The following is a 25,697-nucleotide window of genomic DNA, read 5'->3' on the forward strand; positions in this document are numbered from 1 at the left end:
ATCCCCATCCCCCTGAAGCTATACCCATTCAGGAGCCCCCCAATGAACCTCGAACACCTCACCGAACGCCTGCACCGCATCCGCGATACCAACGACTGGAAGCAGTTCCACAGCCCGAAAAACCTGGCCATGGCCGCCAGTGTGGAAATGGCCGAACTGGTGGAAATCTTCCAATGGCTGACTGAAGACCAATCCCGTCAGCTTCCCGCCGATAAACTCGCCCATGCGGGCCAGGAAGTCGGTGACATCGTGCTGTACCTGCTGTTGCTGTGCAGTGAGCTGGGCCTGGATATGAATGAAGTGGTGCGTGCCAAGTTGGCCGACAGCGAGCGGCGGTTTGCCCATGAGTGATCGTCATTTCGACCAGTTGGCCACGCGTTTTGCCGAGAAAATCTACGGTGGCGCCAAGGGCGCGATTCGCCTGGCGGTGCTTCAGGCTGACTTGCTTGAAGCGTTGCCTGATCGTCCGTTGCGCGTGCTGGACATCGGCGCGGGCCTGGGGCATATGTCGCTGTGGCTGGCCGAGCGCGGTCACCAGGTGACCCTGGCCGAACCTGCTGAGCCGATGCTCGACGGTGCGCGCCAACGTTTTGCCGACGCCGGCCAAAGTGCGACGTTTATTCATGCGCCATGGCAAGACTTGCTCGGCCAACTCACCGAGCCTTACGATCTGGTGCTGTGCCACGCGGTGTTGGAGTGGTTGGCCGAACCCCATGCCATCCTGCCGGTGCTGCATCAGTTGACGCTGCCCGGCGGCTGGTTGTCCCTGGCGTTCTACAACCGCGATGCGTTGATTTACCGCAACCTGCTCAAAGGCCACTTCCGCAAAATGCGCAAGAACGACATGGCCGGTGAAAAGCAGAGCCTCACGCCGCAGCAACCGCTCGACCCTCGGGAATTGGCGGCGCAACTCGAAGGGTTGTGGCAGGTCGAAAGCCAAAGTGGCGTGCGGGTGTTCCACGACTATATGCCGGTAGAATTCCAGGCTCGCGCCGATTTGCAGGACTTGTTGGAGATGGAGCTCGCTCACCGTCGTCACCCAAGCTTTGCCGGACTTGGGCGATATTTGCACTGGGTCTGCCGTCCGGTTTAAGCGGCCCAGCCTGCGGAGGTCCAAATGCGTCGTCTCGGTTTGATCCTGTTATCCCTGGGGCTGGGAGCCTGTTCCAGCCCTAATCCTTATGTCGCCAGTTCGGCACCGATGCCGCCGGCCCCGGCCCAGGCGGCCACCACTTTTGATGCCAGCGCCTACCCGGCACCAGTACGCGACTACGGCGCCTATCGCAGTTGGGGCTGGCTCAACGGCCAACTGCCGGCGGGTACGGCCTGGGCCGATTCGGCACAGATTGCCGAGGCGGTCAGCGGCGCCCTCGACCAGCGCGGCCTGCGCCCCTTGCATGACAACCGTGTGCCCGACCTGCTGGTGAGTGCCGATGTGCGTTTGGAGAAACGCTTGCGCCAGGTCCAGGACGATTACGGGTATGGCTACGGTGGCTACAACCGCTATGGCAACGGCTATGGCATGTACAACAGCGTGCCTGTGGTACGCACCTATGAAGTGACGGTGGCGGTGGCGCGCATCAGCCTGTTCGACGCCCGCACCCGCCAACCGGTGTGGAGCACCAGCGCAGAAACCTCCAGCCAGGGCAGCCTGAGTGAGCGCGCCGACAGCTTGCGCAAGGCGATGCAGAAGGCAATGGCTGCCTATCCGCCCAGTTAGCAGCTATTCTCATTTCAGGTTCATGTCGTTTTCTGGAGAGCATCATGTTGGGTCGCATCGCTGCACTTGCTGTTGTTGTGTTGCTGGGCGGTTGCCAGAGCAACCAGGTCAACCACGATTTCGACGCCAGCCGCGACTTTGGCGCCTACCGCAATTGGGCCTGGAAAGACCCGGCATTGCAGTACCGCCCCGATGACCCGCGGATCAAAAGTGACCTCACCGAGCAGCGCATCCGCCAGGCCGTGGGCGAGCAACTCGACCAACGCGGCCTGCGCCCGGCAGCGGCAGGTACCAAGGCCGACCTGAATGTACAGGCGTACCTGATCGTCGAAGACCGCCAGCAACAAGTCACCACCAACTACGGCGGCGCCTGGGGCGGCCCATGGAATGGCTACTGGGGCGCGCCGATGTACAACGAAACGCGCAACATCACCTATAAAGTGGCGACCATCCAGATCGACCTGCTCGACGGCAAGGACGGCAAACTGGTGTGGCGCGGCAGCGACGAGCAAATGATGGCCAGCACGCCAAACCCGGAAGATCGCAGCAAGGCCATCCGCAGTACGGTGACCAAAATCCTTTCCAACTACCCACCGCACTAATCAACACTGCGCAACCCTGTGGGAGGGGGCTTGCTCCCGATGGCGGTCGGTCAGTCTCACATCTGTTGACTGACACTCCGCCATCGGGAGCAAGTCGAATCGTCGCAGCGCCCCTCCCACAAATTTTCCAATGGCAAGAACATCTCCGCCAGTCGCCAATATGGCGAGTTGCCAGCAACCTGCCTGTCCCTTGTCTACACTCCAGTGCAACCCCGGTGAGTTAGCGCAGGAGTGCTTCGATGTCTCCCCGATTCGGTTCCAGGCAGCGTGGGGCAATTGGCTTGATGGCGGCAGGCACCTTGGCCTTGGCCCTGGTGTTTACGTTGCTGGCGGTCGACAGCGGGCGTCTGTATCTGGAAAAGCGCAAGCTGCAGTCCGTCGCCGATACTTCGGCGCTGGAAGCGGCCGGGCTGGGCGGCCAGTGCGGCACCAACACCACGGCCAACGCCTATGCCACGCAAAACGCTGCGCGCAATGGTTTTGTCGTGGGCAATGGCCGCACCCTGGCCGTGACGTGCGGCACCCTGGCCACCAACGCCCTGAACACCCGGGTGTTTACCGCCGATGCCACCAAGAGCGACGCGATCCGCGTGGTGGCTTCGCGCACGGTGATGAGCAGCATCGCCAATGGCCTGTGGAACCTCTTTAGTGGCGCGCCGATCACCGCGCAAATCAACCTGAGCGCCACCGCTGTCGCGGCGACGCCGCCTCCTGTAGCGCAGTTGTCGATCCGCAGCAGCCTGGCCAGTGTCGATTCGAGCAAATCCCCGCTGCTCAACCTGGTCATCGGCAACCTGCTCGGCGGCAACCTTTCGCTCACGGCGGCGGGTTGGAACGGCTTGCTGCAGACCGACGTCAACCTGCTCAGTTATCTGGACCAGTTGGCGATCAGCTTGAACGTGAAGGCTGGCGACTACGATGCATTACTCAATACAGCCGTCTCCGCTACCCAGTTGATCGACGCGGCGGTCAAGGTCTTGCAGCAAAACGGAGCGGCGGTCACGGCAGTCATCAATGATGTGATTTCGATTGAGGCGATTGCACCAAACACCAAGCTGTTGACCGTGGGGGACCTGATCGACATTGCCACCGGCACGCCGACGGCGGCGCTCAATACCAATGTGCAACTGTTTCAGTTGCTCGAAGCGGTGGCGCAGTTGTCCAGCAGCAAGAATGCCGTAAGTGCGGCGGCGCAAATCGCTATTCCGCTGGTGGGCAATGTGTCGATCCAGACCAAGGTCATCGAACCGCCGCAGTTGTCGGCCATCGGCAATCCCGCCTTGGCGAAGAAGGGCCTGTTGAATAACCCGCCGACCGATCAGATTTTTGTGCGTACTGCACAAGTGCGCACATTGGTGACGGTGCAAGCACCGATCATCAAGGTCGTGTCTGGCGTGACTTCAATCTTGAACGGGCTGGGCACGCCGGTGTCCCAGGTTGTCAAGGGCTTGTTGAACCTCAACTTGCCGGCGGTGGTGGGCGGTGTGCTGTGTCTGGTGGCGTGCAATGTGGCCGATGTGGATGTCACGCAAACGCTATCGATTTACATAGAGGCCGGCAGCGCGCAAAGCAACGTCATTGATTTTAACTGTGCTTCGCCGGCCTCCAAGTCGTTGACGGTGAAGACCACTACGTCCCTTGCCACCCTGGCGGTTGGGACGGTCGATCCGGTGGCTGCGTTTTCTTCATCCGCTGAGGTTAACGTGCAACCGGTCAGGCTGATCGATTTTGGCCAGCGCTACTGTGTCGTTCTGACGTTGCTGTGCAGCCCTACCCGTACACCTAATGTGGGGGGCGGCTTGCTGTTGAAGGCCAACTCTACGATTGGTGCGCAGACCAGTAATATCCTGTTTGCACCGGTGGCTGAGATGAATGCGCCACCGACCTACAAGAACGCGCCCGGCACCGCCAATATCGTGGGGAGTCTGACAGCGACCTTGAGTGGTTTGCAGGTGACTTATGTGCCGCCCAGCGGCAGTGTGTCCAGTGGTGCGCTGGCGGGAGTGGCCGGCCTGTTGGCGACAATCACCACGGCGGTGGTGGGGCTGATCCAGAACGTGCTGTCGCCGATCCTTGATCCTATCGTCAACACCTTGCTCAGTGCCTTGGGCATCAACCTGGGCAACGCCGAAGTTGGCGCCAACCTGAGCTGTCATATGGGGCGGGCTTACCTGGTGATCTGATCCTGCACGATGGGTAACTCAACGCAAAATTTCGCACCGGCCTCGCCATTGCTGACGCTCAGGCGTCCGCCCATGTTTTCCACAATCCCATAGCTTACTGACAGCCCCAGTCCGGTGCCTACGCCGATTGGCTTGGTGGTAAAGAACGGCTCGAAAATCCGTTCCAGCAAGCGCGGGTCGATGCCGCCGGCGTTGTCTTCGACCCAGATGCGTACATGGTGGCGGTCATGCTCGCTGTGCAGGGCAATCCAGGGGCGCAGGGCGGGATTCTTTTCGTGCTGGCTGAGCAGCGCGTCGCGGGCGTTGACCATCAGGTTGATCAGCACCTGTTCCAACTGATCGACGTAGCCTTTGACCTGCACCGCAAAGTCCGCAGGTGTGATGCGCACTTCCACACCTTTGCCACGCAAGCCTTCGCTGAGCAACGCCAGGGTGCCTTCCAGCGCTTGCGCCGGGTCGAACGGTTGCTGCTCGATTTCCGAGCGACGGCCGAACACGCGCATGTGGTCGACCACCCGGGCTGCGCGTTGCACCTGGGCGTCGATGCGCTGGAGTTTTTCGGTGAGGTAGTCGATTTGCACATCGCCATTGCCCAGGCGCTTGAGCACGTTGACGACGGCCATATGCATTACGTTCAGCGGCTGGTTGATCTCATGGGCCAGGCCGGTGGCCATTTCGCCGAGGGTGGCCATTTTGGCGCTTTGGGTCAGTTGTTGTTGTGAGCGGCGCACTTCAGTGTTGTCGCGGCCCACGGCTTGCACTTCCACCAGGGTGCCTTGCTGATCAAATACGCCACGGTCGGACCACACCCACCAGGCATGTTCGCGTCCAGGCAGTTGCAGGCTGATCTCGGCGGTGCTGACCGGGAATTCGGGGGTCAATCGCGCGATGCGTTGCACAAAGGACGCGCGTTGTTCATCCGACAGCCATTGGCCCAGGTCGATGCCCGGCAATTGGGCGGGCTGGCATTCCAGGTAGTTGGCCAGCGGCGTATTGCCGAAGGTCAGGATCAGGTCGGGGCGGTAGCGGCAGATCATTGCCGGTGAGTCTTCCACCAGGATGCGGTAGCGCTCCTCACTCTGGCGCACTTGCTCAGCCGCCAGGGTCGCTTCGGTCACGTCCAGCCACAGGCCCACGGCTTCCACCGGCAGGCCGAGGTCGTCGCGCAACAGCTTGGCTTCGTCGAGCAGCCAGTGGTAATGGCCTTGTTTATCGCGCAACCGGTAGCGGCTGCGCACGGTGCCTTCGCGCAGCAGTTGGCGGGTGCGTTCAAAGTAGAGTTCGCGGTCGTCGGGGTGGATCAGCGTTGCCAGGGTGTCGTGGTTGCACTCGGCCAAGGTCCAGCCCAGCAGCGGTAACAGGCTGGCGCTGAAAAACGCCGGGTGCAGCGCGCCGTTGACGTAGCGCTGTACATAGATCACCGCCGGTGAGCTGGCAATCAGGTTGTCCAGGCGCGCATGGGCGGAGGCGGCTTGCAGTTGCTGGTTCTTGATGTCGCTGATGTCGAGCATGAAGCCGATCCAGCGCCGCTCACTGCCCACGCCCAGCACTTGCCCCTGTATGCGATACCAGAGCGGTGCCTGCTCGGCCTGTGTGCGTTGCAGGCGTACGCTGGTCAGCAACGGCTTGCCCAGGGCTTGCAGATCTTTCAGGCGGCTATTGAGGGCTTGGCGGTCGGCGGGGTGGATCAATCCGAGCCAGGTGTCGAGGGCCTGGCGGGTGGGGCCGTCCTCCTGGCTCAGGTTGCGCAGCAATTGTGGCGCCAGTTGGATCTCTTGGGTGGCGGGCAACAGTTCCCACCAGCCGGTGCCGAGCAGGCCTTGCAAGGCTTCCACCCGTTCCAGTTGTTGGTGGTGGCGCTGTTCACGCAGGCGGCTCAACAGTGGCGCGGCGAGGGCGGCGCACAGGGTGAGCCAGTCACGTTCGCGGGTGTGATCCACCTGGCCGTCGTAGCAGCCACACAACAACCAGGCCGCCACGCCGTGGCTGTCGCGGTAGGGCACCAGCAAACCGCCGACGTTGCCGAAGATGCTGTGCAGGCGCGGGTTTTCGCTGCGGCCCAGGGCAATGTCCAGGTTCAGAGGCATGTTGCCGTTCAGGCTGTCGAGGCTGGTGCCAAGATGCTGCCCGGTTTGCCACAGGGCCGGGGCATCATGGGCGGCGTATTGGCTGTAGATGCGCCAACCCTGATCGTCTTCGTCGAGCAGCGCCATCGCCACGCAAGGTATGCGCCAGCGCTGGGCCACGCTGCGCAGGTGCTCGTTGAACACCTGTGACAGGCGGTTGAAGCTGCACACGCGCAGTTGTTCGCTCATCAGGCCAGCGAGTTGATGGTTCTGTTCGCGCTGTTGCATCCGTGCCCGGTCGGCCAGCAGGTCGGTGATATCCAGCAGGCGCAGGGCCCAGCCGTCGCCCTCCGGCTCGAGCCAGCCGCGGGTGTGCAGAACCAGGCCGGCGGCGCCCTGAAAGTCCAGGTCCAGACCCTGTCGTTGCCATTGCGGCGGTGCACCTTCGACGCTCAGCGTGCTGCTCGCGCACAGCAATGTGCGCAGCGGCGGGTTGGGCGTGTTGGCCAGGTGTTGGTCGAGCAGAGGCCGCAGGCTACCGGCAATGCTTAGCACCTGGCCCAGGTTGTCCAGTTGCAACTGCAGGCCCGGCGCAGGCGTTGCCGGGGCATCCAGGGCCAAGGCGCTGCTGCGCCCGCGCAGGCGTGCGAACAATTTATCCCCCGTCGTCAAAACTGAAGGCTCGAGGTAGCGGTCAGGTTGGTGGGCAGGTTCGGAACGGTGCCAACGCCAGGCAGTACCAGGGCCGGCAGCACCGCTTTGATGTTGGCTGATGGATAAGTGATTTTCACCGTCAGCAAGTTATTGGTGTAGGTGGCGGTGATGTAACCGGGCAGAAACTTCAAGGAGCCGGGGATCCAGTTCAACTGCGCCTGGGCTGCATCTTTGGCGCGCTGCACAACCAAAGCCGAATAGCCTGCGGTGCCTGGGTCCAGTGACACACTGCGGCGCACGCCTTCTGCCGCCGCCTGGTGGAACGACTGCATCAGCAACAGCGGCAAGCTGTAGCTGAGCATGCCGTAGAACACCGCAAAGAAGATTACGAAGACCAAGGCAAACTCGATCGCCGCCGCACCTTTTTGCTTTCTCGGGAGGCCTGATTTCATGACTGCGTCTACCCTGAGGCGAGTACCTGATATCAGCATAGAATCATTCGGCAAAAAGGGATGTTTTTTACGTGATCCAGAATGTAGTGATATTGCTGTGGTTGGGGCTGTGCGCTTTACAGGATATGCGTCAGCGGCAAATTGCCAATACGCTGACCCTGGGCGTCGGATTACTGGCGTTGATCTACCTGCTGTGGACCGGCTCGACGTGGCTCGGTGCTCCCCGCAGCGATGGCGGCCTGGCCCTGGTGCTGGCGCTCGCCCTGACCCTGCCGGGTTATGCGTTGGGCCGCTTCGGCGCCGGGGATGTGAAGTTGTTGGCAGCCCTGGGCCTGGCCTCCAATACCACGTATCTGCTGGGGTCGCTGATTGGCGCGGGCATCGCCATGGCGGCTTGGGCACTTATGCATCAAGGCCTTAGCTCAAGCCATGTAGAGCGGGACGCGCAGGTGTCAACAAAACAACCTTTTGCACCCTTTGTTCTGACAGGTTATGCGGCCTGCTGGCTTTGGATCCACTAGTCGTTCGAGTTGATTAGTCGTATGTACATAGTCAGAAAGTACGTCTACGTTTAATGAGTGGTTGTGGGATTTTTCGTCAGAAAGGATAGGTCACCTTTTGGCTTGCCAGGCATGGAGTAGCGCGTGAACAAGCTTACATCAGCAGTAAAAGTGCTCGTAGTCGACGATCAACCGTTAATCGTAGAGGAGCTCTGTGAGTTTCTTGAAAGCAGCGGGTACCGTTGTGTCCCGTGCGAGTCCAGCAAACAAGCGATAGAGCGTTTCAGCGAAGACCCTCTGATCGGCCTGGTGCTGTGCGATCTGCATATGCCGGACATGGACGGCATCGAACTGGTTCAGGCGTTGCAACGCGTCGCCGGCAAGCATCGTGCATTTGAAGCGATCATGCTCACCGGGCGCGCCGACAAGCAGGATGTGATCAAGGCCCTGCGTGCAGGGATCGCTGATTACTACCAGAAACCGATCAACCTGGATGAACTGCTCGAAGGCCTCAAGCGCCAGGAAGCGGCATTGGAGGAGCGGCAAAAGGACCTGCAACTGGGGACGCTTAACCAGAAGTTGCAGTACCTGTCCGACTCCATCAACGACTTGTATATGGACCTGGACAGGGTGCGGCGCAACCCGGCGCCCAAGGCCAGCGACGGCGAGGCGATGGCTGACGAAGCCGGGCCAGTGGAAATCCCGGCGATCTTCAATCAGTTGTCTCCGCGCCAGTTGGACGTGGCGCGCCTGGTCGGCAAGGGGCAGACCAACTACCAGATTGCCTGTGAACTGGGGATCACCGAGAACACGGTCAAGCTGTATGTATCCCAGGTGCTGCGCCTGACCCATATGCACAATCGCACACAGTTGGCGCTGGCGTTGTCACCGAGCAACTCGGCGATGGGCCAGCGGGTGACGGCGCACTGAAAGCCCAGTCAACGGCAGAGCAAAAGCCGGTAGATATTAATGTGGGAGGGGGCTTGCCCCCTCCCACAGTCACCCTATTTACTCCCGCTCTGCGCAGACCCGCCCACCTTCTGATCAAAGAACTCCGGGATCGGATGCTTGTTGCTGTCCAGCCAGCGCTTCAGCGCCTGCTCGCGTTCCGCCGGCGTGGTCTTTTGCGGGTTGGCCGAGGCTGCGCGCCCGCTGAGTTGCAGGGCCATCCAGTTTTCTGTTTCCGCCTGCTGCGGCGAAGACGGTCCAGCCTCGATGGCCGATGCTGCGTAGGGCAGGGCCAGCAATGCGAGGCTGGCGAGGTAATGGAGTTTCATCATCGGCTCCCTATTTCACAGACGCCGGCAGCGTGTCGCTGACGGCCGCTACCTGGTCTTTGGATGGACGTACCGTTGCCGCAGCCGCACCCTTGATGCGTTGTGCGCGTGCCTGGGCCTGCGTCACTTGCTCGGGGCTCAGCCCGAGTTGGCCGACCACTTTTGCGGCCTGCTCCCAGTTGTCCTGGTAAATCAACAAGGTCACCAGGTTCACCGCCGCCAATTGATCGCTCTGCTTGAGTTCGATGGCGGTCATGAATTCAAAGCGTGCGTCTTCCAGGCGCAGTTGATCGAGGTACACCACGCCCAAGTCATTGCGGATTTTTTCGTCGGTGGGTGCCAGGCGTGCCGCACGTTGCAGATGGGCCATGGCCTGGCCGTTGTCGCCCTTGGCCGACGCCAGTTGCCCCAGGCCGTGCTCGCCATCGGCGGCCAGGCAGGTGCCGAGCAAACTGCGGTACAACGGCTCGGCCTCGGTGCGGCCCAGCAGGCGATAAGCGCGGGCCTGGCGCTGGCGCACCTGAGGCAGGGTAGCGGGCAGGTTTTGCAGGTTGGCCAGGCTGGCGTGCAGCTTGCCTTCGTTGGCCATGTCGTCGGCCAGGTTCAAGGACAGCTCCTGGTCCGAGCTGGGTTTGGGGCAACTGCCGGACGCCAGCAAGCCGGCCCACGGAGCCTGGCCATTACTGGCGCAGCCACCCAGCATCAGCACGCTTATGGCGACAATCAGTGGCTTCATAACAGACTCCTCAGAAGTTATTCAGGGCGCGGGAGATGGCGATCATGGCCGGGCCCCCGAGCACAATCAGCAAGGCTGGAAACAGGAACACCATCATCACCACCGACATCTTCGCCGACATTTTCGAGATGTATTCCTGCAGGCGGGTCAGGCGGCGGTCATCGAGCAGTTGCTTGAGCGCCAGCAGCGACTTCATCGCGCCGCCACCCTGCTGAATCAATTGCTGAAGAATGATGCAGGTGTCGGTGAACTCGTCCACCGCCAGCAGGCGTGCGGTCTTGCCCAGCTCCTCGGACAGCTCCAGGCCCGAGTCGACCCGCGCCAGGATCAGGCGCAATTCATGGGTCAAGTCAGGGAGCAGGCGCTGGGCTTCGGTACTCAACACTCGCAGTGATTGCTCAACCGCCATGCCGGATTCGAACAGGATGCGCAGCAGTGGAATGAACGTGGAGATTTCCCGAGCAATGCGTTCCTGGCGATATTTGGCGCTGAGGGCCAGGACGCGCTTGGGCAGCAGGTAACCAATCCCCAGGGCCACCGCCGGCGCGATCCACGGCGAGCTGGCATGGGGGAACAGCAGTTGCTGGCCCAGTAGGGTCAGGCCCAGCAGCACGATCGGCACTCCGACCTGGCAGGCGGCGAACATCGAGCGTTGGTTGGCCTTGCGCCAGCCCACACGGTTGAGCAGGGTCTGTGTTTCGTTGTCCAGGCTGACCGAGCGCTGGGCCACCTGGCTTGCGCCCAGTTGGCGCATCAGGCTGCCGAGTTTGTCTTCGCGGGTCAGGTGGCCTTGCAGGCGCTGGCTGACCATGCGCTGGCGCCGCCGTTGCTCCAGCAGGTTGCCGGCGATCAAGGCGACGGCGGCGAGCAACAGCAGGATGCTGATCAGAATCGCCATTTCAAATACTCCGCAACATGCGCCACATCACGAAGGTGCCCGTGATGTCGAGCGCCACCGCGGCCAGCAACAAATAGCGCCCGGTGCCGTCATTCCACATGCTCATCAGGTAGCCCGGGTTGACCATCAGGAAGTAGCCCACCATGACGATGGGCAAACCCGCCAACACATAAGCGGTCATGCGTGTTTCACCGGTCATGGCCTTGAGTTGGCGTGCGCCCTGTTCACGCTCGCGAATCATCTTGATCAGGTTCTCCAGCAATTCACTGGCGTTGCCGCCGTAGCGGTGGTTGACCTTCAAGCCCAGGGCAAACAGGCGAAACTCATCGCGTTCATAGAACTCGGCAAAGTCGCTGACAGACTCCGGCAGGCTTACGCCCATTTGCACGTTGCGCTGGATGCGGCTCATGGCCTGCTTGAGTGGCGCCTCGGTGCTGTCGATAGCTCCCAGCACGGCATCGGCCAGGGTGCGGCCGGACTTGAGGCTGCGCACGCTGTGGTCCAGCAGTTGCGGCAATTGTTCGATCATGCGCTGCACGCGTCTTTGGTAGCGCCAAGCGATATACGCACGCAGCAGCAGCGGCGGCATTATCAGCATGGCAAGCAGGCCCAGCCCGTCGGCCAGCAGGTAGCCCAGCAACATGGCTACCGCCCAGCCGCTCAGCCACAGCCCCAGGCGATCGGTGGGCTTGCCCAGGCCGGCGCGCTGGAACATGCGCTCCAGCGCAATCCAGCTGCCGTTCGGTTCCTCGGGCAAAGGTTGGCCGTCGGCGAGACGCTCCAGCACGCGGTCGGTGCCGGCCTGGCGCAGCCCGCGCTGGAACAGCCACACCGACAGGCTGATCAGCAGGATGCAGATGAGCAGCAAGATAAGTCCTGTCATGGTGCCCTCTACAACGGCAATGCCGATTCACGCCGCAGCTTGTCGCCGGCCGGGTTGAGCGCCTCGCGCAGGAAGCCAAAACCGGTACGGCGGTCCAGGCGAAACAGGGTATTGGTGACATACACGTCATCGCGCACGCCCACCACTTCCACCACCTCGCTGACGCACCGGCGCCCATCGGGCAGGCGTGTCAGCTGGATCACCACATCGAGTGCCGCACAGATCATTTGCCGCAGGGTTTTTTCCGCCACCACGCGCCCGGTCAGACCCACCAGGGTCTCCAGGCGCAGCAGCGCGTCCTGGGCATTGTTGGCGTGCACGGTGCTCATGGAACCATCGTGGCCGGTGTTCATGGCGGTCATCACGTCGAGTACTTCCACGCCGCGAATTTCACCAAGAATGATGCGGTCGGGGCGCATCCGCAGGGCGTTGCGGATCAGGTCGCTGGCTTTGACCTCGCCATGCCCTTCGGCATTGGGCGGGCGGGTTTCCAGGCGCACCACATGGGGGTGGCCCAGTTGCAGTTCGGCCACATCTTCAATGGTGACCAGGCGCTCATGGGGGTTGATCAATTGGCTGAGGATATTGAGCAGCGTGGTCTTGCCAGTACCGGTGCCGCCACTGATAAGGATATTGCAGCGCTTGCCCACCGCCTCCTGGAAGAACTCGAAGATGCTGTGGTCGATGGTTTGCATCGCCACCAGGTCGCTGCTCTTGAGCATGTCCTTGCGAAACTTTCGGATCGACAGGCAGGGCCCATCCAAGGCAATCGGCGGGATGATCGCGTTGACCCGGCTACCGTCAGGCAGGCGCGCATCGACCATTGGCGAGGATTCATCCAGGCGCCGCCCCAGTGGCGCGAGGATGCGCTGCATGACGCGCTCCACATGGTGCGCATCGATAAAGCGCAGGTCGCTCTGGTACAGCACACCGTCGCGCTCGATAAACACCCGGTGCGGGCCGTTGACCAGGATCTCGGTCACCGACACATCGCGCAGCAGCACTTCCAGTGGGCCGAAGCCGGTCAGCTCATCGACGATTTCTTCGGCCAGGCGCTCCATCTCATAGCGCGAGATCGCCAGGTGCATCCGCGTGATGTATTCGGCCACTTTGTCGATGACAAATTGCGCCAGGGATTGGCGCGAGCCTTCCAGCAAATTCTGTCCGGACTCCTCGATGGCGTCGATGATGTAGCGATGCAGCACCAGTTTCAGGCCGTCGTGATCGTTGTGCGCGGCGGCGCCGCGAGTTGGGGCGCCGAAGAGTTTTTCGCCGTTCATCGACCTGGCCCCAGCAAGCGTTCGAACCAGCGCGTCGAGGGTTTTGCAATGCCCTCGGAGCGTTTCGCCAGGCGCTCACCCAGCTGACGCAGGGCTTGGGTCAAGGCTTCGCGTGGTGCCAAAGTGAACAGGCTTTGCCCCTGGTTCTTGGCGTTCAGGCGCACTTCTGGGCTCAGCGGCAATACGGCGATGCACTCAAGGCCGAAGCTTTTCTCCAGCGCTTCGGTGTCGGGGGCGCAGCCTTTGATATAGCGGTCGACAAGCAGCTTGGCATGGTCGAGCTTCATGCCTTTTTCGCGCCACAGGTTCAGCACCGCGAGGTTGCGGCGACAGTCGAGTACGCCCTGGTCGGTGCACCACAGCAGCTTGTCGCAGTGGCTGACAAAGGTGCGCAATGCTTCGCTGTCAGCCTGGCCGGTGAGGTTCACCACGATGTGCTGGAAGTGCTGGCGCAGGGCGCTGAGCAGCATGTACAGCTCGGCGGCGCTGGTCACTTCCAGGGGCTCTTCGTTGCCGGCGTAGGCGAGGATGCGCAAGCCTGTGTCGGTGCTGGTAAACGCGCTGTTGATCAGGGTGGTGTCGAGGCGGCGCAGGTGGCGCAAGGCGTCGCCGAAATTGAAGGTACTCTCCAGGCCCAGCAGCGCGAGGCTGTCGCCCTTGGGCAGGCCGAGGTCGAGCAGCAGGGTTTGTTGGCCGCTCTTTTGCACCACCATCGCCAGGTGGCTGGCGAGCAGGGCGCCATCGGTGTTGCCCTGGGCACCGTAGAGCACGGTCAGGCCGCCAAGGTGGGCATTGGGCGCGGAGGGCGGCAGGCGTTTGCTCAGGCGCCGCACCAGCCCGGCCACTTCACTGGAGCGCGAGCCATAGGCGACAAAGTCCCTGGCGCCGGCGCGCATGGCGTTGAGTACCAACTGGTTGTCCATGCCATCGCCGAGCGCGACTACCGCCAGCATCGGCTTGGCTTCCAGTGCGCCTTCGATCAAGGCGCTTTGGGCCACCAGGTGCTCGCGGTCCAGGCCCACGAACACCAGGTTGGCGAAGGTTACGTCCACCAGCGCCAGCAGTTCGTCGAGGCTGCCACCGCCCACGCTGATCACTTGACCCAGCGGTGCCAGCGCACCCTGGAGCCATTCCAGGTCGGTGCTGTTGCGGGTGATTGCCAGGAAGGTCTGGCTCAGGCTATCGCTCATTGGGAAAGTCCACTGCGACGGTCGAAGTTGCCGTTTTCCAGGAAGAACAGGCGGAACCAGTTCGGGTCATAGTTGCGCAGTTTTTCGCCGGGCAAGGACGGCAATTGCGCATTGGCCGCCAAGGGTCGAACCAGATGCGGGGTGACAATCATCAGCAGCTCTTTCTCTTCGCTCTGGATATTGGAGTCACGGAAAAACGCGCCAAGGATCGGGATATCGCCCAGGCCCGGAAGCTTGGCGATGGTGGAGCGGTTGGTGCTGCTGATCAGGCCGCTGATCACGAAGCTTTCGCCATCGGCCAACGACACGCTGGTGTCGGTACGTCGCACGGTCAGGGCCGGCACCTGAATGCCCTCGATGCGGATCGCATTGTTGTAATCCAGTTCGCTGACTTCCGGGGCGACTTTCAGGGCGATGCGATTGTGGTCGATGACTGTGGGCGTGAGGGTCAGGCGAATGCCGAACTCCTTGTATTCGATGGTGATGGTATCGCTGCCGGCACTGGGCACCGGGATCGGCACTTCACCACCGGCCAGGAAGGTCGCGCTCTGGCCGCTCATGGCCACCAGGCTCGGGCGCGCCAGGGTGTAGGCAAAGCCGCTGCTCTCCAGTGCGTTGATCAATGCCTTGACCCGCCCACCACCGAAACCGATGTTGAAGCTGTCAGCGCTCACCGGCAATTTGAACACGCTCTCGGCTGGAGACAGCAGGTCGGGGCTGCCGAGGAAGAAGTTCTTGCCCATGCCGAGGATCTTGGTGCTGGCTTCCTTGAGCTTGGTACGGCTGACTTCGACGAAGCGGATGTCGGTCTGCACTTGGCTGGGCAGTGTCGGGTCTTCGGAGGGCGACAGCGATTGGCTGGTCAGCGCCGAAGTGGCCTTGCCCTTGACGAACACCATGCTCTGGCGCGGGGTGGTCGAGCAGCTCGTCCACACCATCAGGCTGGTGGCACCGGTGCCGACGCCGGTCAGCAGGAAATTGCGGTCGCCATTGACCCGCACGTCGGCGATTTTCGGGTCGCCAATGGCCAGGCGCGTGATCGCCACCGGCGAGTGCAGTTCGGTTTGCAAACCTTCGCCCACCTCGACCACAGCGGGCAGCTGGCCCAGGGTGTTGCAGTTACCCGGTGCTGCCATCGCCACGCCCACGGGCAAGCACGGCAGCATCAAGGCCAAGGCCAATTGAGCGTAGCGTTGGCTCATTCAAGGCATCCTTGTTCAATCAGGGGGTTTGGGGGGCTGACGCTGCGCCGCGAATCACTTCGACGCCGCGACGCTGGCCGGTGTCGGCAACTGTGGGGGCGATTTTCTTCGGCGGTCCGCTGAGGGCCAATTGGGTGAATTGGTAGAGGTCGCGGTTGGCGCTTTGCACTTTGTCCGGGGTATCGCTTTCGCCAGCCCAGTAGCGGCTGAGCAGTTGCTCATCGGCACTGCGCACGGCCAGACGCAACGTGCCGGCCTGGGAGGCGAGCATCAGCCGGCTCAGCAGCGGTTCTGGCACTGCCAGCACGACGCTGCGCGCAGCGGTACGGCGTTGGGCCGCCTGGGCGCGTTCTTCGGCGGTGGCCGGTGGCGGCACTGCGGGTTGGCCGTCGTTGGCCAGACCCAGTTGATCGCCGACGCTGAGCAAGCGAATCGCCGGAATAACCACCTGTGCCGACTGCTCGGCGTTGGCATTGTCCTGGCGCAGGAACAGCAACACGTCGACGTAATCGCCGGGGCTCAACTGGCCACCGGCCCCGATCACTTCATCGACGGCCACGGCCAGGGCGCGTTCATTCGCCCGGATCATGCGGGCCAGGGGGCCGCCGGCGGTGAAGCTTTCTTCGTTCAGCCAGGTGCCGGCACCCAGGGCACGCAAAGGCGTGCGGCCGATGGCCTGGTCGAGGCTGGTGAGGCTGCCGGCCGGGACGGTGCGCAGTTTTTCCACCGCCACATCGGCGGCAGTGAGTGCGACGAAAGGCGGCACCGCGTGCACCAGCACCACCACTGGCTGGCGGGTCTGGTCCTCGACGACGGCGACGGTTTTTTCAACGGAAATGACAGGTTCTGGTGATGGGGCCGCCACTGGCGCTGGAGAACGGCTAAGCACCAGGCCCCAATACCCTGCAATCAAAGCTCCAACAAGCAGCAAGCCAGCCAGGACCATGCTGATGCGACTGTTCATGACGGCTCTCCCTATCCTGTTGCACGGCTTTTTTCCCGTTACTTCAAACGAGTTAAATTCGCAACTTGGCTGTGATGAACAACTAACGATTTGGCTATTTGAAGGTAGCTCAGCTAGGACAAAATGCCATTACCGAGTGAAAAATTTATCCGAGGCTCAAGGGTGGCCCTGCAAATACAGGATATGCGGTGTGTTTACGCCGACTAATACTTTGTGATTAATGCGTTCTTACAGTTGTGAGTGTTAAATTTCTTGACAATGCTCTAGTGGCACACGGCAATCATTGTGCGGGCCAGCTGTAACGGCGCTTTGTGGCGCATGAAGGAGATCTTCCTATGATCCTTGATCTGTTCTTGAAGTTGTACATTCATGCCCAGTTATTTCTGCGTCGCAGAGACGGGGCGTCGGCTATTGAATATGTGATTATTGTGGCGATAGTTGCGTTGGTAATAGTGGGCGTTGGCACTGGACTTGGCGAAAAAATCAAGGGCGTTTTAGATAAGGTAGTCGTTGCGCTGACACCGGCGGCATAACCGTCGATGCTTTTGGTTGTTCTTTTGGTGGTCTTATTTATCAGGTACTACCCATGAGCAACCCCTGGTCATCCCGCCAAAAAATCCTATTGGTGGACGACGAGGAGGATGCACTGATCGAGTTGGCCGAATCCCTCGAAAACGAGGGATTCGTCTGCTTTACCGCCACGTCCGTTACTTTTGCCCTGCAAGAACTGACACTTAATCCCGATATCGCCCTGGTTATCACCGACCTGCGTATGCCCGAAGAAAGCGGCATCTCCTTGATCAAGCGCCTGCGCGAACATACCTCTCGCTCGCATTTGCCTGTGATCGTGATGTCCGGTCATGCCGAGATGGATGATGTCAGCGATATGCTGCGCTTGCAGGTGCTGGATCTGTTTCGCAAGCCGATCTATCTGGTGCGGTTGATTGATACGCTGGATAACTTGTTTCCCCTCTCGACGCCTCATTGATCGATGGATCAAATGCGAGTGCTGCCTGACAGCTGACAGGTATTGAACTGATACACCTCGGTCAAAATGTGGGAGGGGGCTTGCCCTAATGCCAATCAGTTAAGGATTTTGTAGGAGCGAGCTTGCTCGCGAACAACTCATAGGCGCCGCGTTCATTCAGGAAGCACGCGTTATCGTTGAGGTTTTTCGCGAGCAAGCTCGCTCCTACAGAGGGCGATGTACGCTTAACCGACTGACATTAGGGCTTGCCCCCGATGAGCTCTACACAACTTGGTAGCCGCCACCAGTAACCACGATGCGAAGCGAGCCGCTCTTGATCTTGATCTGTAAAAGCGGAACCAATAGCGGCCGTTACCGCAGAAATGGATATGTACTCGATCTGATCCAAGACCCCCGTCGGCTACAAGGCCGCCATCGGGAGCAAGTCGAATCGTCGCACCGCCCCCTCCCACATGTTCACCGAGTCTGATCCAACAAATGATCAAGGCATCAAGCTCGTCAAAGCTGATAACTGAAACTCAGCGTATACCGTGGCCTGCGGTTAAAACTGTCCAGAGCGATATCCGACATCGGCTTGGCCGCCTCCAGGGCGATGTTGTAGTACTTGTTATCGCCAAAGCGTAACCCCACTGCCGCCGAAGACATGTCGCTGGCCTTGACCGGCAGGTCGTTGAACCAGGTCTTGGCGCGGTCGAGCACCACGTAGGGTTGCAAAACCTTCACCCAGTTGCCGGCGCGGTTGAAGCTGTAGTTGACCTCGTACGCCACGCCCCAGCCCTTGTCGCCCGAGCCTTGATCATCAGGATAGCCACGCCCGAAGTTTTGCCCGCCGAAGGTGGCGCGTTCGCTGTCGGGCAAGGTGTTGTTGCTCCAGTACAACGCACCTGAGAGCACGCCTTGCCAGTTGTCGAAGAACTTGTCGCTTTGCACGCCGGAGAGGCGCAGGCGGAAGAAATCGAGGTCGGGTTTTGCCACGTCCAGGTCACTGCGCGCCTTGGCGCCCAAACCGTCGATGCCTTGGTACAGGCCGCCGCTGATGATACGTAACCGGCGTGCGTCGGCCTTGCGCCAATCACCCTCGAAGGCGAGGGCGCGCAGGTTGGATTCGATGTCGAAACTCAGCGGGTAGCCCACCAGCTTGTAACGGGTGGTCTGGTCCACCACGTACAGGCGTGTGCCCAGGCTCAATGACTCGGTGGGAGAGGCGATAAACGGGTGGCTCAGGCCGATGGAATAGCGATCGATCGACTGGTGCGGCTTGAGCTCGAAGCCGCCGTCCAGTTGCACGCTGCTGTTGGGGTCGGCGCGGTAACGTTCGGCAGCGAGTGCCAGTTGGGTGCCCTCGGCATTGATGAACTGGTTGTAGTCCACACGGTAGTAATGCTCTTTGTCCTCGCCGGGCGGGAACAGGCCGCTGACGGTCAGTTGTTCGCCCATGAACGTTTGCGAATTGCTGGTGGCACTGAGCAAGGCTTGCGTACCGCCACGGCTTTTCTGCACCAGGCTCATGCTGGTGGTGAAAGGTTTGCGGCTGGCCTGGATCTGCATGTGCGTGGCGCCATCGGTGGTGCCGGGCGGTGGCACCTGGGCTTGTACGGTCAGGCCGGGAATGCGGCTCATCAGCGTGGTGTAGCGCTCGAAGGTCTTGCGCGTCAGCGGGCGTTCGGCCAACAGTTTTTTCGCCAGTTTGTCGACGTAGGCCGACACCGAGCCGATGTCGCCGGTTTGCTGGTAGTCCTTGATGTAACCCTCCACCAAAACAACGCGGACCAGGCCGTTTTCGAAATTCTGCTGTGGCAGGAACGCATAGGACAGCAGGTAGCCGTCCTCCTGGTAGCGGCGGGTGATGCCACGGGTTGCTTCGATCAATTGCGCGAGGTTGGTCTCGCGGCCAATCAGCGGTGCGTAGACTTGGGCCGTCTCGGTCAGGGGGTAAATGGTGCCGCCTTCGATCTGCAGCTTGCGAATGGTGACCTTGGTGTCCATCAACAGGGGCTGGCCGGCAGTCGGCGGTGCTTCAGGCACTTGGGTTTGTGGCGTGGCCGGTCGATAGGCATCGGCGGGCAGGTTGGGTACCGGCAAGGTGCGCACGGTGTCATTGCTGTTCAAAAAGCTGGGAAGGGGCTCGGCCTGGGCGTAAGCGCTGAGGGTTAGCATTAACAACGGCGTTAATACGCGCATAGGACACTCCATGGTCAACTGCAGCAGCGCTTCGGGCCCGCCGGGTTCTGGGACTCGGTTCGGGAGGGTGGCGGCTCATCACACAAGGCGTCGCCCATAAAAAAGACGAGAGACTTATTTAGGGTCTCTCGTCTCAACCAAGCGTAGGCGCTGTAGGGGAGGCCGTCTAATCGGCCAGGTGCATTTCTATTTACCGGTCAGGCCGTTCAACAAACCGCCCAGACCGCCTGTGGCTGTAGTGCCGCCGGTGGTTGTGGCAGTGCCTGTGGTCGTGGTGGTGGCGCCGATGTTCAAGCCACCGAGCAGGCCACCGCTGGTGCCGGTAGTGCCGCCGGTAACCAAGCCACCCACCGAACCTACAGTGTTGCCGACAGCCGTTACGGTGGTGCCCACTGCGTTGGTGATCGGGTTGGCATTGGCGGCAGTCAGGTTGGTGCCTACGCTGCTGACTGCCCCTCCCACTTGCGTCACCAGGCCGTTGACCGGAGCGCCAACGCCAGTGGTAGTACCGATGTTTTGCGTCAGCGCGGTGACGCCGGATGTGACCGGGTTAAGCGCGGCGCCGACATTGGTTGCCACTGCCGCGACTGGTGCCGTGGCGCCTGTGTTGGCGACACCTGTACCACCCAGCACAGTCCCTACCGAAGCGATGGTGTTGCCCAGCGCGCCACCGGTTACACCCGCTGCACTGACCGTGCCGTTGGTGTTGCCGACATTCAGGCCGGTACCGACGTTGCTGACCAGGCCGCCGACCAGTTCTGGAATGCCGGGAGCTGCGGTGCCACCGGTTGGGGCGACATAGCCGCCAGACTTGTCGAGCGTGCCGCCAACGCCAGTCAGCACGCTGCCGACCACGGTAGTGACAGGGTTGCCGGTACCGCCAGTACTGGCGACTTGAGTCCCCAGGCTGGTAACCGTCGAGCCGACTTTATCCAGCAGGCCATTGACTGGAGCGCCCAGGCCGGTTGCCGTACCGAGGTTGCCGGTGGTGTTTTCCACCAGCGATACCACAGGCACCACTACTTTGCCGCCGAGGGTGTTGGTCAGCGAGCCCAATGGACCGGTGGTGCTGGCGGTACTGAGGGTATCGCCGAGCATGGTTACCGTAGTGCCGACTTTATCCACTACGCCGCCGACTGCAGTGCCTACGCCGCCTGTCAGGCCGCCGACGACGGGTACACCGCCGAGGGTGGTCGACAGTGATTGGCCGGTGGTGGAGATGCCGCCGCCCAGGTCGGCGACGCCATTCCCTACGCCTGCCACAGTAACGCCCAGGGAGTTGGTATTGGTGCCCAGTGAGCCCAGACCGTTGGTCACCCCTGTGCCGACGCTGGTGACGGCAGTGCCGGCCGAGGTCACCAGGCCGCCAGCGGTAACACCGACGATGGGCACACCGTTCAAGGTAGAACCAAGATCACCCACTGCTACGCCCACATTGCCCACAGTGGTGCCGAGGGTACCGGCGATCTGACCAGTAACCAGCGGGGTGGTTGTTGAGCCAGTGCCGCCACCTGTACCGCCGCCAGTACCGCCGCCAGTGCCACCGCCAGTACCGCCGCCAGTGCCGCCGCCAGTGCCACCGCCAGTGCCGCCGCCAGTGCCGCCACCGGTACCACCGCCCGTGCCGCCGTCACCGCCACCAGTACCGCCACCGGTACCAGCGCCCGTGCCGCCGTCACCGCCACCAGTACCGCCACCGGTACCACCGCCCGTGCCGCCGTCACCACCACCAGTACCGCCACCGGTACCACCGCCCGTGCCGCCATCGCCGCCACCAGTACCGCCACCAGTACCGCCACCGGTACCACCGCCCGTGCCGCCGTCACCACCACCTGTACCACCACCAGCACCTGCGCCAGCATCCGGCGATGACGCCGCCACGCTGGATTTATGCCCGCCACCACCACTGCTGCAGCCGCCGAGGCTCATTGCCAGAATCAGGGCCAACGCGGTACTTGCTTTCCACAACACGACTTGAGTTTTCATGATTGAGTTCCTTGCACCTGGTACAACCTGGGTTGTTTCAAACCTTCGCTACTTCTTGGGGCAGCAATAGATTTGTCCGTGGTTCTATCTCAGGCCATGGCACTCTTTCGCACAATGCTCAACTTGGTATTAACAATTTATATACCCCAGCCATCGGTCAACTTAGCGACTAATACAAAGGGTGTATGGCAAGGATGCTTACTGAAAATTAGGTGATGTGAATCAAAAGGTTGAATAAATAAGCGGACCTCGTAAGGTCCGCTATAACTTTGGGTGTATATATACAATTAATCGGTTTTTTCAGGCGATCGGCTGCCACTTTCCGAACATATGCTCAATGCCGCCCGGCCCTTTAAGTTCCAACTCGCCACTGGAACCGGCTGCGCTGCTCATCAATATCACTTCACCGGGCAGGCGCACGGGTTTCCTGAACTCGACATTGATTTCAATATTGGCGGCCGGCAGGTGTTCTCCCAGCGCCGCGAGCGTGCGGGCCTTGTTCCACAGTCCATGGGCGATGGCCTGGGGAAAACCGAACAGCTTGGCCGTCGGCGCACTGAGATGGATGGGGTTGTAATCGCCGGACACGCGGGCATAGCGGCGACCGATATCGGTGGGCGCTTTCCAGCGTGTCAGTTCGTTGAGCGGCCCTGGGACGTGCACGCTGTTATTCAGCGATTCGCCTTCAAGCTTTACGCCACGACAGAGCATCTGGCTTTCGGCTTCCCATAGCAGCCCAAGGGCATCTTCGACCACGGTCGCAATGTCAAAGGTCGCGCCCTTGGCGTGAGGCTGTAGGTTGTGCGCGTACACACCGATGCTCAGCTCTCCCACGCCGCCCAGAGGCCGGTGGATGCGGATGCGATTGCTCAGATGGACCAGCCCCAACAGCGGAAACGGAAACGCCTTGTCGGTCAGCAGTTGCAGTTGCAGACCGAACGCCAGGATGTGCGGGTAAGTCGCTGGCAGCATCGGGCTGTCGGTGAACCCGCAGACCTTGCGGTACGCCGCGACGGCCTTGGGATCGACGCTGACCCGACAGCGCCAGCCGCGTTCGGGCAACGTGCTGCCGGTGATCTTGCGCTTGAGTGCCGCACGCCAGTACATCGGGAGTAGCGACGGTGTGCTGTCCAAGGTTTGCCATTGCATGCTTATGCTCCCAGAAGACTTTGCCCACACACACGCAGCGCCTGGCCGCTGACGGCACCGGAACCCGGCTGGCCGAGCCACGCCACGGCTTCGGCCACGTCCTGTGGCATGCCACCCTGGCCAAGCGAACTCATGCGTCGCCCGGCCTCACGCAGGGCAAACGGGATGTGTGCGGTCATCTGGGTTTCGATAAAGCCCGGCGCCACGGCGTTGATGCTGATCCCGCGTTCCTTCAAAAGGGGCGCCCATGCCTGGGCCAGACCGATCAAACCGGCCTTGCTCGCGGCATAGTTGGTTTGCCCACGATTGCCGGCGATGCCACTGATCGAAGCCAGCAGCACGACCCGTGCGTTGTCGTGCAGAGTGCCGCTGTCGAGCAGGGCCTTGGTCAGCACTTGCGGAGCATTGAGGTTCACCGCCAGCACCGCGTCCCAGTATTCGGGCGTCATGTTGGCCAGGGTTTTGTCACGGGTGATGCCGGCGTTGTGCACCAGGATATCGAGCCCGTCGGGCAAGTGTTCGACCAACTGGCTGGCGGCGTCTTCGGCGCAGATATCCAGCACCACCGTACGCGCATTCAGGCGTGCGGCCAGGGCTTCGAGGTCGGCCTTGGCCTGGGGCACATCGAGCAAAATCACCTCGGCGCCGTCGCGGGCCAGGGTTTCGGCGATGGACGCACCGATGCCCCGGGCGGCGCCAGTGACCAGCGCCTTGCGCCCCGCCAGCGGGCGCGTCCAGTCTTCGACCGGGGTGTCGCAGGCTGACAGGCGAATGACTTGGCCCGAAATGTAAGCGCTTTTGGGCGAGAGGAAAAACCGCAGCGCGCCTTCCAATTGGTCCTCGGCCCCGTCACCCACATACAGCAACTGCAACACGCCACCGCTGCGCAGTTCCTTGGCCAGCGAGCGGCTGAAGCCTTCCAGGGCGCGCTGGGCGCTGGCGGCAAACGGGTCGCTGAGGCTTTCCGGCGCACGGCCGAGGATCACCAGGTGCGCGCTATGGTCGAGGTTTTTCAGCAATGGCTGGAAGAACTCACGCAGTTGCTTGAGTTGGTCGGTGTGCTTCAAGTCACTGGCGTCGAACACCACCGCCTTGAGCTTGGGGCCGTGCCCGGGAATCCACGCGGATGCCGTCGAGGCTTCTGCGCCGTAGCTGTAGACGGCGTCGGTGAGCCGATTGGCAAACGCCAGCACCTTGCTCGTCAATGCGCCGCCGCCCAGCAACAGTGCGCCTTCGACCGGGCGCAGGCGTCCGGCTTGCCAGCGTTCCAGGCGTACCGGTGACGGCAGGCCAATGGCGGCGACCAGGCGATGGCCGAGGCTTGAGTTGGCGAAGTCGATATAACGGTCAGACATGGAACGCTCTCCGAAGGCTGGGGTTCAAAGGGTTGACCATCCCAGGGTAGCAGTCGTTCGACTAGGCTCAGTGATCAAGCCCATAACCGACAGAGGGAGCTTTTCATGACTCAATTGCGCCGAGTGGCGATCATTGGCGGTAACCGCATTCCTTTCGCCCGTTCCAATGGCCCTTACGCCACGGCGAGTAACCAGGCGATGCTCACCGCCGCCCTGGAGGGCCTGATCGAGCGCTACAACCTGCATGGCCTGCGCATGGGCGAGGTGGCCGCCGGCGCGGTGCTCAAGCATTCCCGCGATTTCAACCTGACGCGCGAATGCGTGCTCGGCTCGCGGTTGTCGCCGCAGACCCCCGCATACGACATTCAGCAAGCCTGTGGCACCGGTCTGGAAGCGGCGTTGCTGGTGGCTAACAAAATCGCGCTGGGCCAGATCGAATGTGGCATTGCCGGCGGGGTGGACACCACGTCCGATGCACCGATTGGCGTGAATGAAGGGCTACGCAAGCTGCTACTCAAAGCCAACCGCAGCAAATCCATGGCAGACAAATTAAAAATTCTGTTACAACTTCGTCCGCAGCACCTCAAGCCCGAGCTGCCGCGCAATGGCGAACCGCGCACTGGGCTGTCCATGGGCCAACACTGCGAACTGATGGCCCAGACCTGGCAGATCCCGCGTGCCGACCAAGACCAGCTGGCGCTGGAGAGTCATCAAAAGATGGCCGCGTCTTACGCCGAAGGCTGGCATAACGATTTGCTCACGCCGTTTCTCGACCTCACCCGTGACAACAACCTGCGCCCGGACCTGACCCTGGAAAAACTCGCCGCCCTCAAGCCGGCCTTCGAGCGTAGCGAAAAGGGCACGCTGACCGCCGGCAACTCTACGCCGCTGACCGATGGTGCCTCCCTGGTGCTGCTCGGCAGTGAAGCGTGGGCCAAGGAGCGGGGGCTGCCGATCCTTGCGTACCTGCGTGATGGCGAAGCGGCGGCGGTGGATTTCGTCAACGGTGCCGAGGGTCTGTTGATGGCGCCGGTGTATGCGGTGCCGCGCTTGCTGGCCCGCAATGGCCTGACCTTGCAGGATTTTGATTACTACGAGATCCACGAGGCCTTTGCTGCCCAGGTGTTGTGCACGCTCAAGGCGTGGGAAGACGCCGATTACTGCAAGACGCGCCTGGGCCTGGATGCTCCGTTGGGGGCTATCGATCGCAGCCGGCTCAACGTCAAGGGCAGTTCTTTGGCGGCAGGCCATCCATTTGCCGCCACCGGCGGGCGCATCGTTGCCAACCTCGCCAAGTTGCTGGATGCGGCGGGCAAAGGGCGGGGGTTGATTTCGATCTGTGCTGCTGGCGGCCAAGGGGTGACAGCGATTATCGAACGCTGATTGCCAAAAAAATTGGCCCATTGCATGCATTCTGAAGGGGTCAGAGGT

General features: G+C 61.6%; 24 protein-coding genes. 10 read left to right on the top strand and 14 right to left on the bottom strand.

Features of this window, described 5'->3' with window-relative positions; genetic code table 11:
• Positions 1-42 precede the first annotated feature (42 nt).
• The 5 genes from IH404_RS04000 to IH404_RS04020 all read left to right on the top strand — a co-directional run bounded on the left by IH404_RS04000 (position 43) and on the right by IH404_RS04020 (position 4,505).
• The gene (locus IH404_RS04000) at positions 43-351 is read left to right on the top strand and encodes a MazG-like family protein (protein WP_003188211.1); all 309 of its coding nucleotides are present in this window, start codon (positions 43-45) and stop codon (positions 349-351) included.
• Positions 344-1,093 carry a methyltransferase domain-containing protein gene (locus IH404_RS04005; protein ID WP_122732331.1) on the top strand — a complete coding sequence of 250 codons (750 nt, stop codon included), beginning with the start codon at positions 344-346 and terminating at the stop codon, positions 1,091-1,093. Before IH404_RS04000 ends, IH404_RS04005 begins: the two co-directional genes overlap by 8 nt.
• A gap of 24 nt (positions 1,094-1,117) precedes the next feature.
• Complete coding sequence (locus IH404_RS04010; protein WP_194439984.1) at positions 1,118-1,720, top strand: DUF4136 domain-containing protein; 603 nt, start codon at positions 1,118-1,120, stop codon at positions 1,718-1,720.
• A gap of 44 nt (positions 1,721-1,764) precedes the next feature.
• Positions 1,765-2,322 (top strand): DUF4136 domain-containing protein, encoded by a 558-nt coding sequence (locus IH404_RS04015; protein ID WP_032878099.1) that lies wholly within the window; start codon positions 1,765-1,767, stop codon positions 2,320-2,322.
• Positions 2,323-2,561: 239 nt separating this feature from the next.
• Complete coding sequence (locus tag IH404_RS04020; protein WP_194439985.1) at positions 2,562-4,505, top strand: pilus assembly protein TadG-related protein; 1,944 nt, start codon at positions 2,562-2,564, stop codon at positions 4,503-4,505.
• Here IH404_RS04020 and IH404_RS04025 read toward each other — a convergent pair.
• Both IH404_RS04025 and IH404_RS04030 read right to left on the bottom strand, forming a co-directional pair.
• Positions 4,490-7,243 carry a PAS domain-containing sensor histidine kinase gene (locus tag IH404_RS04025; RefSeq protein WP_194439986.1) on the bottom strand — a complete coding sequence of 918 codons (2,754 nt, stop codon included), beginning with the start codon at positions 7,241-7,243 and terminating at the stop codon, positions 4,490-4,492. The genes IH404_RS04020 and IH404_RS04025 overlap by 16 nt on opposite strands.
• Positions 7,240-7,677, bottom strand: a complete 438-nt coding sequence (locus IH404_RS04030; RefSeq protein WP_005784432.1) for a TadE/TadG family type IV pilus assembly protein — start codon at positions 7,675-7,677, stop codon at positions 7,240-7,242. The genes IH404_RS04025 and IH404_RS04030 overlap by 4 nt, the downstream gene beginning before the upstream one ends.
• Positions 7,678-7,748: 71 nt before the next feature.
• Between IH404_RS04030 and IH404_RS04035 the strand changes: the two genes are divergently transcribed.
• Positions 7,749-8,198 carry a prepilin peptidase gene (locus IH404_RS04035; protein WP_005784433.1) on the top strand — a complete coding sequence of 150 codons (450 nt, stop codon included), beginning with the start codon at positions 7,749-7,751 and terminating at the stop codon, positions 8,196-8,198.
• 123 nt (positions 8,199-8,321) lie between these two features.
• Positions 8,322-9,107 carry a response regulator transcription factor gene (locus IH404_RS04040; protein WP_005784435.1) on the top strand — a complete coding sequence of 262 codons (786 nt, stop codon included), beginning with the start codon at positions 8,322-8,324 and terminating at the stop codon, positions 9,105-9,107.
• Between the two features lie 74 nt (positions 9,108-9,181).
• Here IH404_RS04040 and IH404_RS04045 read toward each other — a convergent pair whose 3' ends face one another.
• From IH404_RS04045 to cpaB, 8 genes are read right to left on the bottom strand one after another with little or no spacing between them, the layout of a single operon-like run.
• The gene (locus IH404_RS04045; RefSeq protein ID WP_005784437.1) at positions 9,182-9,454 is read right to left on the bottom strand and encodes a DUF3613 domain-containing protein; all 273 of its coding nucleotides are present in this window, start codon (positions 9,452-9,454) and stop codon (positions 9,182-9,184) included.
• A 10-nt stretch (positions 9,455-9,464) separates the two neighbouring features.
• Positions 9,465-10,190 (bottom strand): tetratricopeptide repeat protein, encoded by a 726-nt coding sequence (locus tag IH404_RS04050; RefSeq protein WP_005784438.1) that lies wholly within the window; start codon positions 10,188-10,190, stop codon positions 9,465-9,467.
• A gap of 10 nt (positions 10,191-10,200) precedes the next feature.
• The gene (locus IH404_RS04055) at positions 10,201-11,088 is read right to left on the bottom strand and encodes a type II secretion system F family protein (RefSeq protein ID WP_194439987.1); all 888 of its coding nucleotides are present in this window, start codon (positions 11,086-11,088) and stop codon (positions 10,201-10,203) included.
• Position 11,089: 1 nt separating this feature from the next.
• A complete protein-coding gene (locus tag IH404_RS04060; RefSeq protein WP_194439988.1) occupies positions 11,090-11,971 on the bottom strand; it encodes a type II secretion system F family protein in 882 nt (293 codons plus the stop codon).
• Between the two features lie 8 nt (positions 11,972-11,979).
• On the bottom strand, positions 11,980-13,251 hold the full coding sequence (locus tag IH404_RS04065; protein ID WP_032878088.1) for a CpaF family protein: 1,272 nt from the start codon (positions 13,249-13,251) through the stop codon (positions 11,980-11,982).
• Complete coding sequence (locus IH404_RS04070; protein WP_005784444.1) at positions 13,248-14,441, bottom strand: Flp pilus assembly protein TadZ; 1,194 nt, start codon at positions 14,439-14,441, stop codon at positions 13,248-13,250. Before IH404_RS04070 ends, IH404_RS04065 begins: the two co-directional genes overlap by 4 nt.
• Positions 14,438-15,643: a type II and III secretion system protein family protein gene (locus IH404_RS04075; RefSeq protein ID WP_122732319.1), complete on the bottom strand. Its 1,206-nt coding sequence runs from the start codon at positions 15,641-15,643 to the stop codon at positions 14,438-14,440. Before IH404_RS04075 ends, IH404_RS04070 begins: the two co-directional genes overlap by 4 nt.
• Before the next feature lie 19 nt (positions 15,644-15,662).
• Positions 15,663-16,607, bottom strand: a complete 945-nt coding sequence (cpaB, locus tag IH404_RS04080) for a Flp pilus assembly protein CpaB (RefSeq protein WP_122732318.1) — start codon at positions 16,605-16,607, stop codon at positions 15,663-15,665.
• Between the two features lie 335 nt (positions 16,608-16,942).
• Here cpaB and IH404_RS04085 point away from each other — a divergent pair, with 335 nt between their 5' ends.
• Both IH404_RS04085 and IH404_RS04090 read left to right on the top strand, forming a co-directional pair.
• Positions 16,943-17,140, top strand: a complete 198-nt coding sequence (locus IH404_RS04085; RefSeq protein WP_194439989.1) for a Flp family type IVb pilin — start codon at positions 16,943-16,945, stop codon at positions 17,138-17,140.
• Between the two features lie 53 nt (positions 17,141-17,193).
• Positions 17,194-17,595: a response regulator gene (locus tag IH404_RS04090; RefSeq protein WP_122732316.1), complete on the top strand. Its 402-nt coding sequence runs from the start codon at positions 17,194-17,196 to the stop codon at positions 17,593-17,595.
• Between the two features lie 498 nt (positions 17,596-18,093).
• Here the strand turns inward: IH404_RS04090 and IH404_RS04095 are convergent, their stop codons facing one another.
• The 4 genes from IH404_RS04095 to IH404_RS04110 form a co-directional block, all read right to left on the bottom strand.
• Entirely contained in the window at positions 18,094-19,776 is a 1,683-nt protein-coding gene (locus tag IH404_RS04095; protein WP_122732315.1) for a POTRA domain-containing protein, read from the bottom strand.
• Positions 19,777-19,962: 186 nt separating this feature from the next.
• Positions 19,963-21,762, bottom strand: a complete 1,800-nt coding sequence (locus IH404_RS04100; RefSeq protein ID WP_194439990.1) for a collagen-like triple helix repeat-containing protein — start codon at positions 21,760-21,762, stop codon at positions 19,963-19,965.
• Positions 21,763-22,062: 300 nt separating this feature from the next.
• On the bottom strand, positions 22,063-22,911 hold the full coding sequence (locus tag IH404_RS04105) for a MaoC/PaaZ C-terminal domain-containing protein (RefSeq protein ID WP_194439991.1): 849 nt from the start codon (positions 22,909-22,911) through the stop codon (positions 22,063-22,065).
• A 2-nt stretch (positions 22,912-22,913) separates the two neighbouring features.
• Entirely contained in the window at positions 22,914-24,266 is a 1,353-nt protein-coding gene (locus tag IH404_RS04110; protein ID WP_194439992.1) for a 3-oxoacyl-ACP reductase, read from the bottom strand.
• 105 nt (positions 24,267-24,371) lie between these two features.
• Between IH404_RS04110 and IH404_RS04115 the strand changes: the two genes are divergently transcribed.
• The gene (locus tag IH404_RS04115) at positions 24,372-25,649 is read left to right on the top strand and encodes an acetyl-CoA C-acetyltransferase (RefSeq protein ID WP_194439993.1); all 1,278 of its coding nucleotides are present in this window, start codon (positions 24,372-24,374) and stop codon (positions 25,647-25,649) included.
• Positions 25,650-25,697: the final 48 nt, after the last annotated feature.

Origin of the sequence: Pseudomonas sp. OST1909, from assembly GCF_015277575.1 — a bacterium.
Classification (GTDB): Bacteria; Pseudomonadota; Gammaproteobacteria; order Pseudomonadales; family Pseudomonadaceae; genus Aquipseudomonas; species Aquipseudomonas synxantha_A.

Bases quoted from the DNA above. Each gene is read 5' to 3' on its own strand.
- IH404_RS04055 (WP_194439987.1), bottom strand. From the start codon at position 11,088: ATGGCGATTCTGATCAGCATCCTGCTGTTGCTCGCCGCCGTCGCCTTG.
- IH404_RS04050 (WP_005784438.1), bottom strand. From the start codon at position 10,190: ATGAAGCCACTGATTGTCGCCATAAGCGTGCTGATGCTGGGTGGCTGC.
- IH404_RS04110 (WP_194439992.1), bottom strand. From the start codon at position 24,266: ATGTCTGACCGTTATATCGACTTCGCCAACTCAAGCCTCGGCCATCGC.
- IH404_RS04100 (WP_194439990.1), bottom strand. From the start codon at position 21,762: ATGAAAACTCAAGTCGTGTTGTGGAAAGCAAGTACCGCGTTGGCCCTG.
- IH404_RS04105 (WP_194439991.1), bottom strand. From the start codon at position 22,911: ATGCAATGGCAAACCTTGGACAGCACACCGTCGCTACTCCCGATGTAC.
- IH404_RS04000 (WP_003188211.1), top strand. From the start codon at position 43: ATGAACCTCGAACACCTCACCGAACGCCTGCACCGCATCCGCGATACC.
- IH404_RS04090 (WP_122732316.1), top strand. From the start codon at position 17,194: ATGAGCAACCCCTGGTCATCCCGCCAAAAAATCCTATTGGTGGACGAC.
- IH404_RS04005 (WP_122732331.1), top strand. From the start codon at position 344: ATGAGTGATCGTCATTTCGACCAGTTGGCCACGCGTTTTGCCGAGAAA.
- IH404_RS04030 (WP_005784432.1), bottom strand. From the start codon at position 7,677: ATGAAATCAGGCCTCCCGAGAAAGCAAAAAGGTGCGGCGGCGATCGAG.
- IH404_RS04015 (WP_032878099.1), top strand. From the start codon at position 1,765: ATGTTGGGTCGCATCGCTGCACTTGCTGTTGTTGTGTTGCTGGGCGGT.
- IH404_RS04085 (WP_194439989.1), top strand. From the start codon at position 16,943: ATGATCCTTGATCTGTTCTTGAAGTTGTACATTCATGCCCAGTTATTT.
- IH404_RS04070 (WP_005784444.1), bottom strand. From the start codon at position 14,441: ATGAGCGATAGCCTGAGCCAGACCTTCCTGGCAATCACCCGCAACAGC.
- IH404_RS04060 (WP_194439988.1), bottom strand. From the start codon at position 11,971: ATGACAGGACTTATCTTGCTGCTCATCTGCATCCTGCTGATCAGCCTG.
- IH404_RS04095 (WP_122732315.1), bottom strand. From the start codon at position 19,776: ATGCGCGTATTAACGCCGTTGTTAATGCTAACCCTCAGCGCTTACGCC.
- cpaB (WP_122732318.1), bottom strand. From the start codon at position 16,607: ATGAACAGTCGCATCAGCATGGTCCTGGCTGGCTTGCTGCTTGTTGGA.
- IH404_RS04010 (WP_194439984.1), top strand. From the start codon at position 1,118: ATGCGTCGTCTCGGTTTGATCCTGTTATCCCTGGGGCTGGGAGCCTGT.
- IH404_RS04020 (WP_194439985.1), top strand. From the start codon at position 2,562: ATGTCTCCCCGATTCGGTTCCAGGCAGCGTGGGGCAATTGGCTTGATG.
- IH404_RS04115 (WP_194439993.1), top strand. From the start codon at position 24,372: ATGACTCAATTGCGCCGAGTGGCGATCATTGGCGGTAACCGCATTCCT.
- IH404_RS04075 (WP_122732319.1), bottom strand. From the start codon at position 15,643: ATGAGCCAACGCTACGCTCAATTGGCCTTGGCCTTGATGCTGCCGTGC.
- IH404_RS04065 (WP_032878088.1), bottom strand. From the start codon at position 13,251: ATGAACGGCGAAAAACTCTTCGGCGCCCCAACTCGCGGCGCCGCCGCG.
- IH404_RS04045 (WP_005784437.1), bottom strand. From the start codon at position 9,454: ATGAAACTCCATTACCTCGCCAGCCTCGCATTGCTGGCCCTGCCCTAC.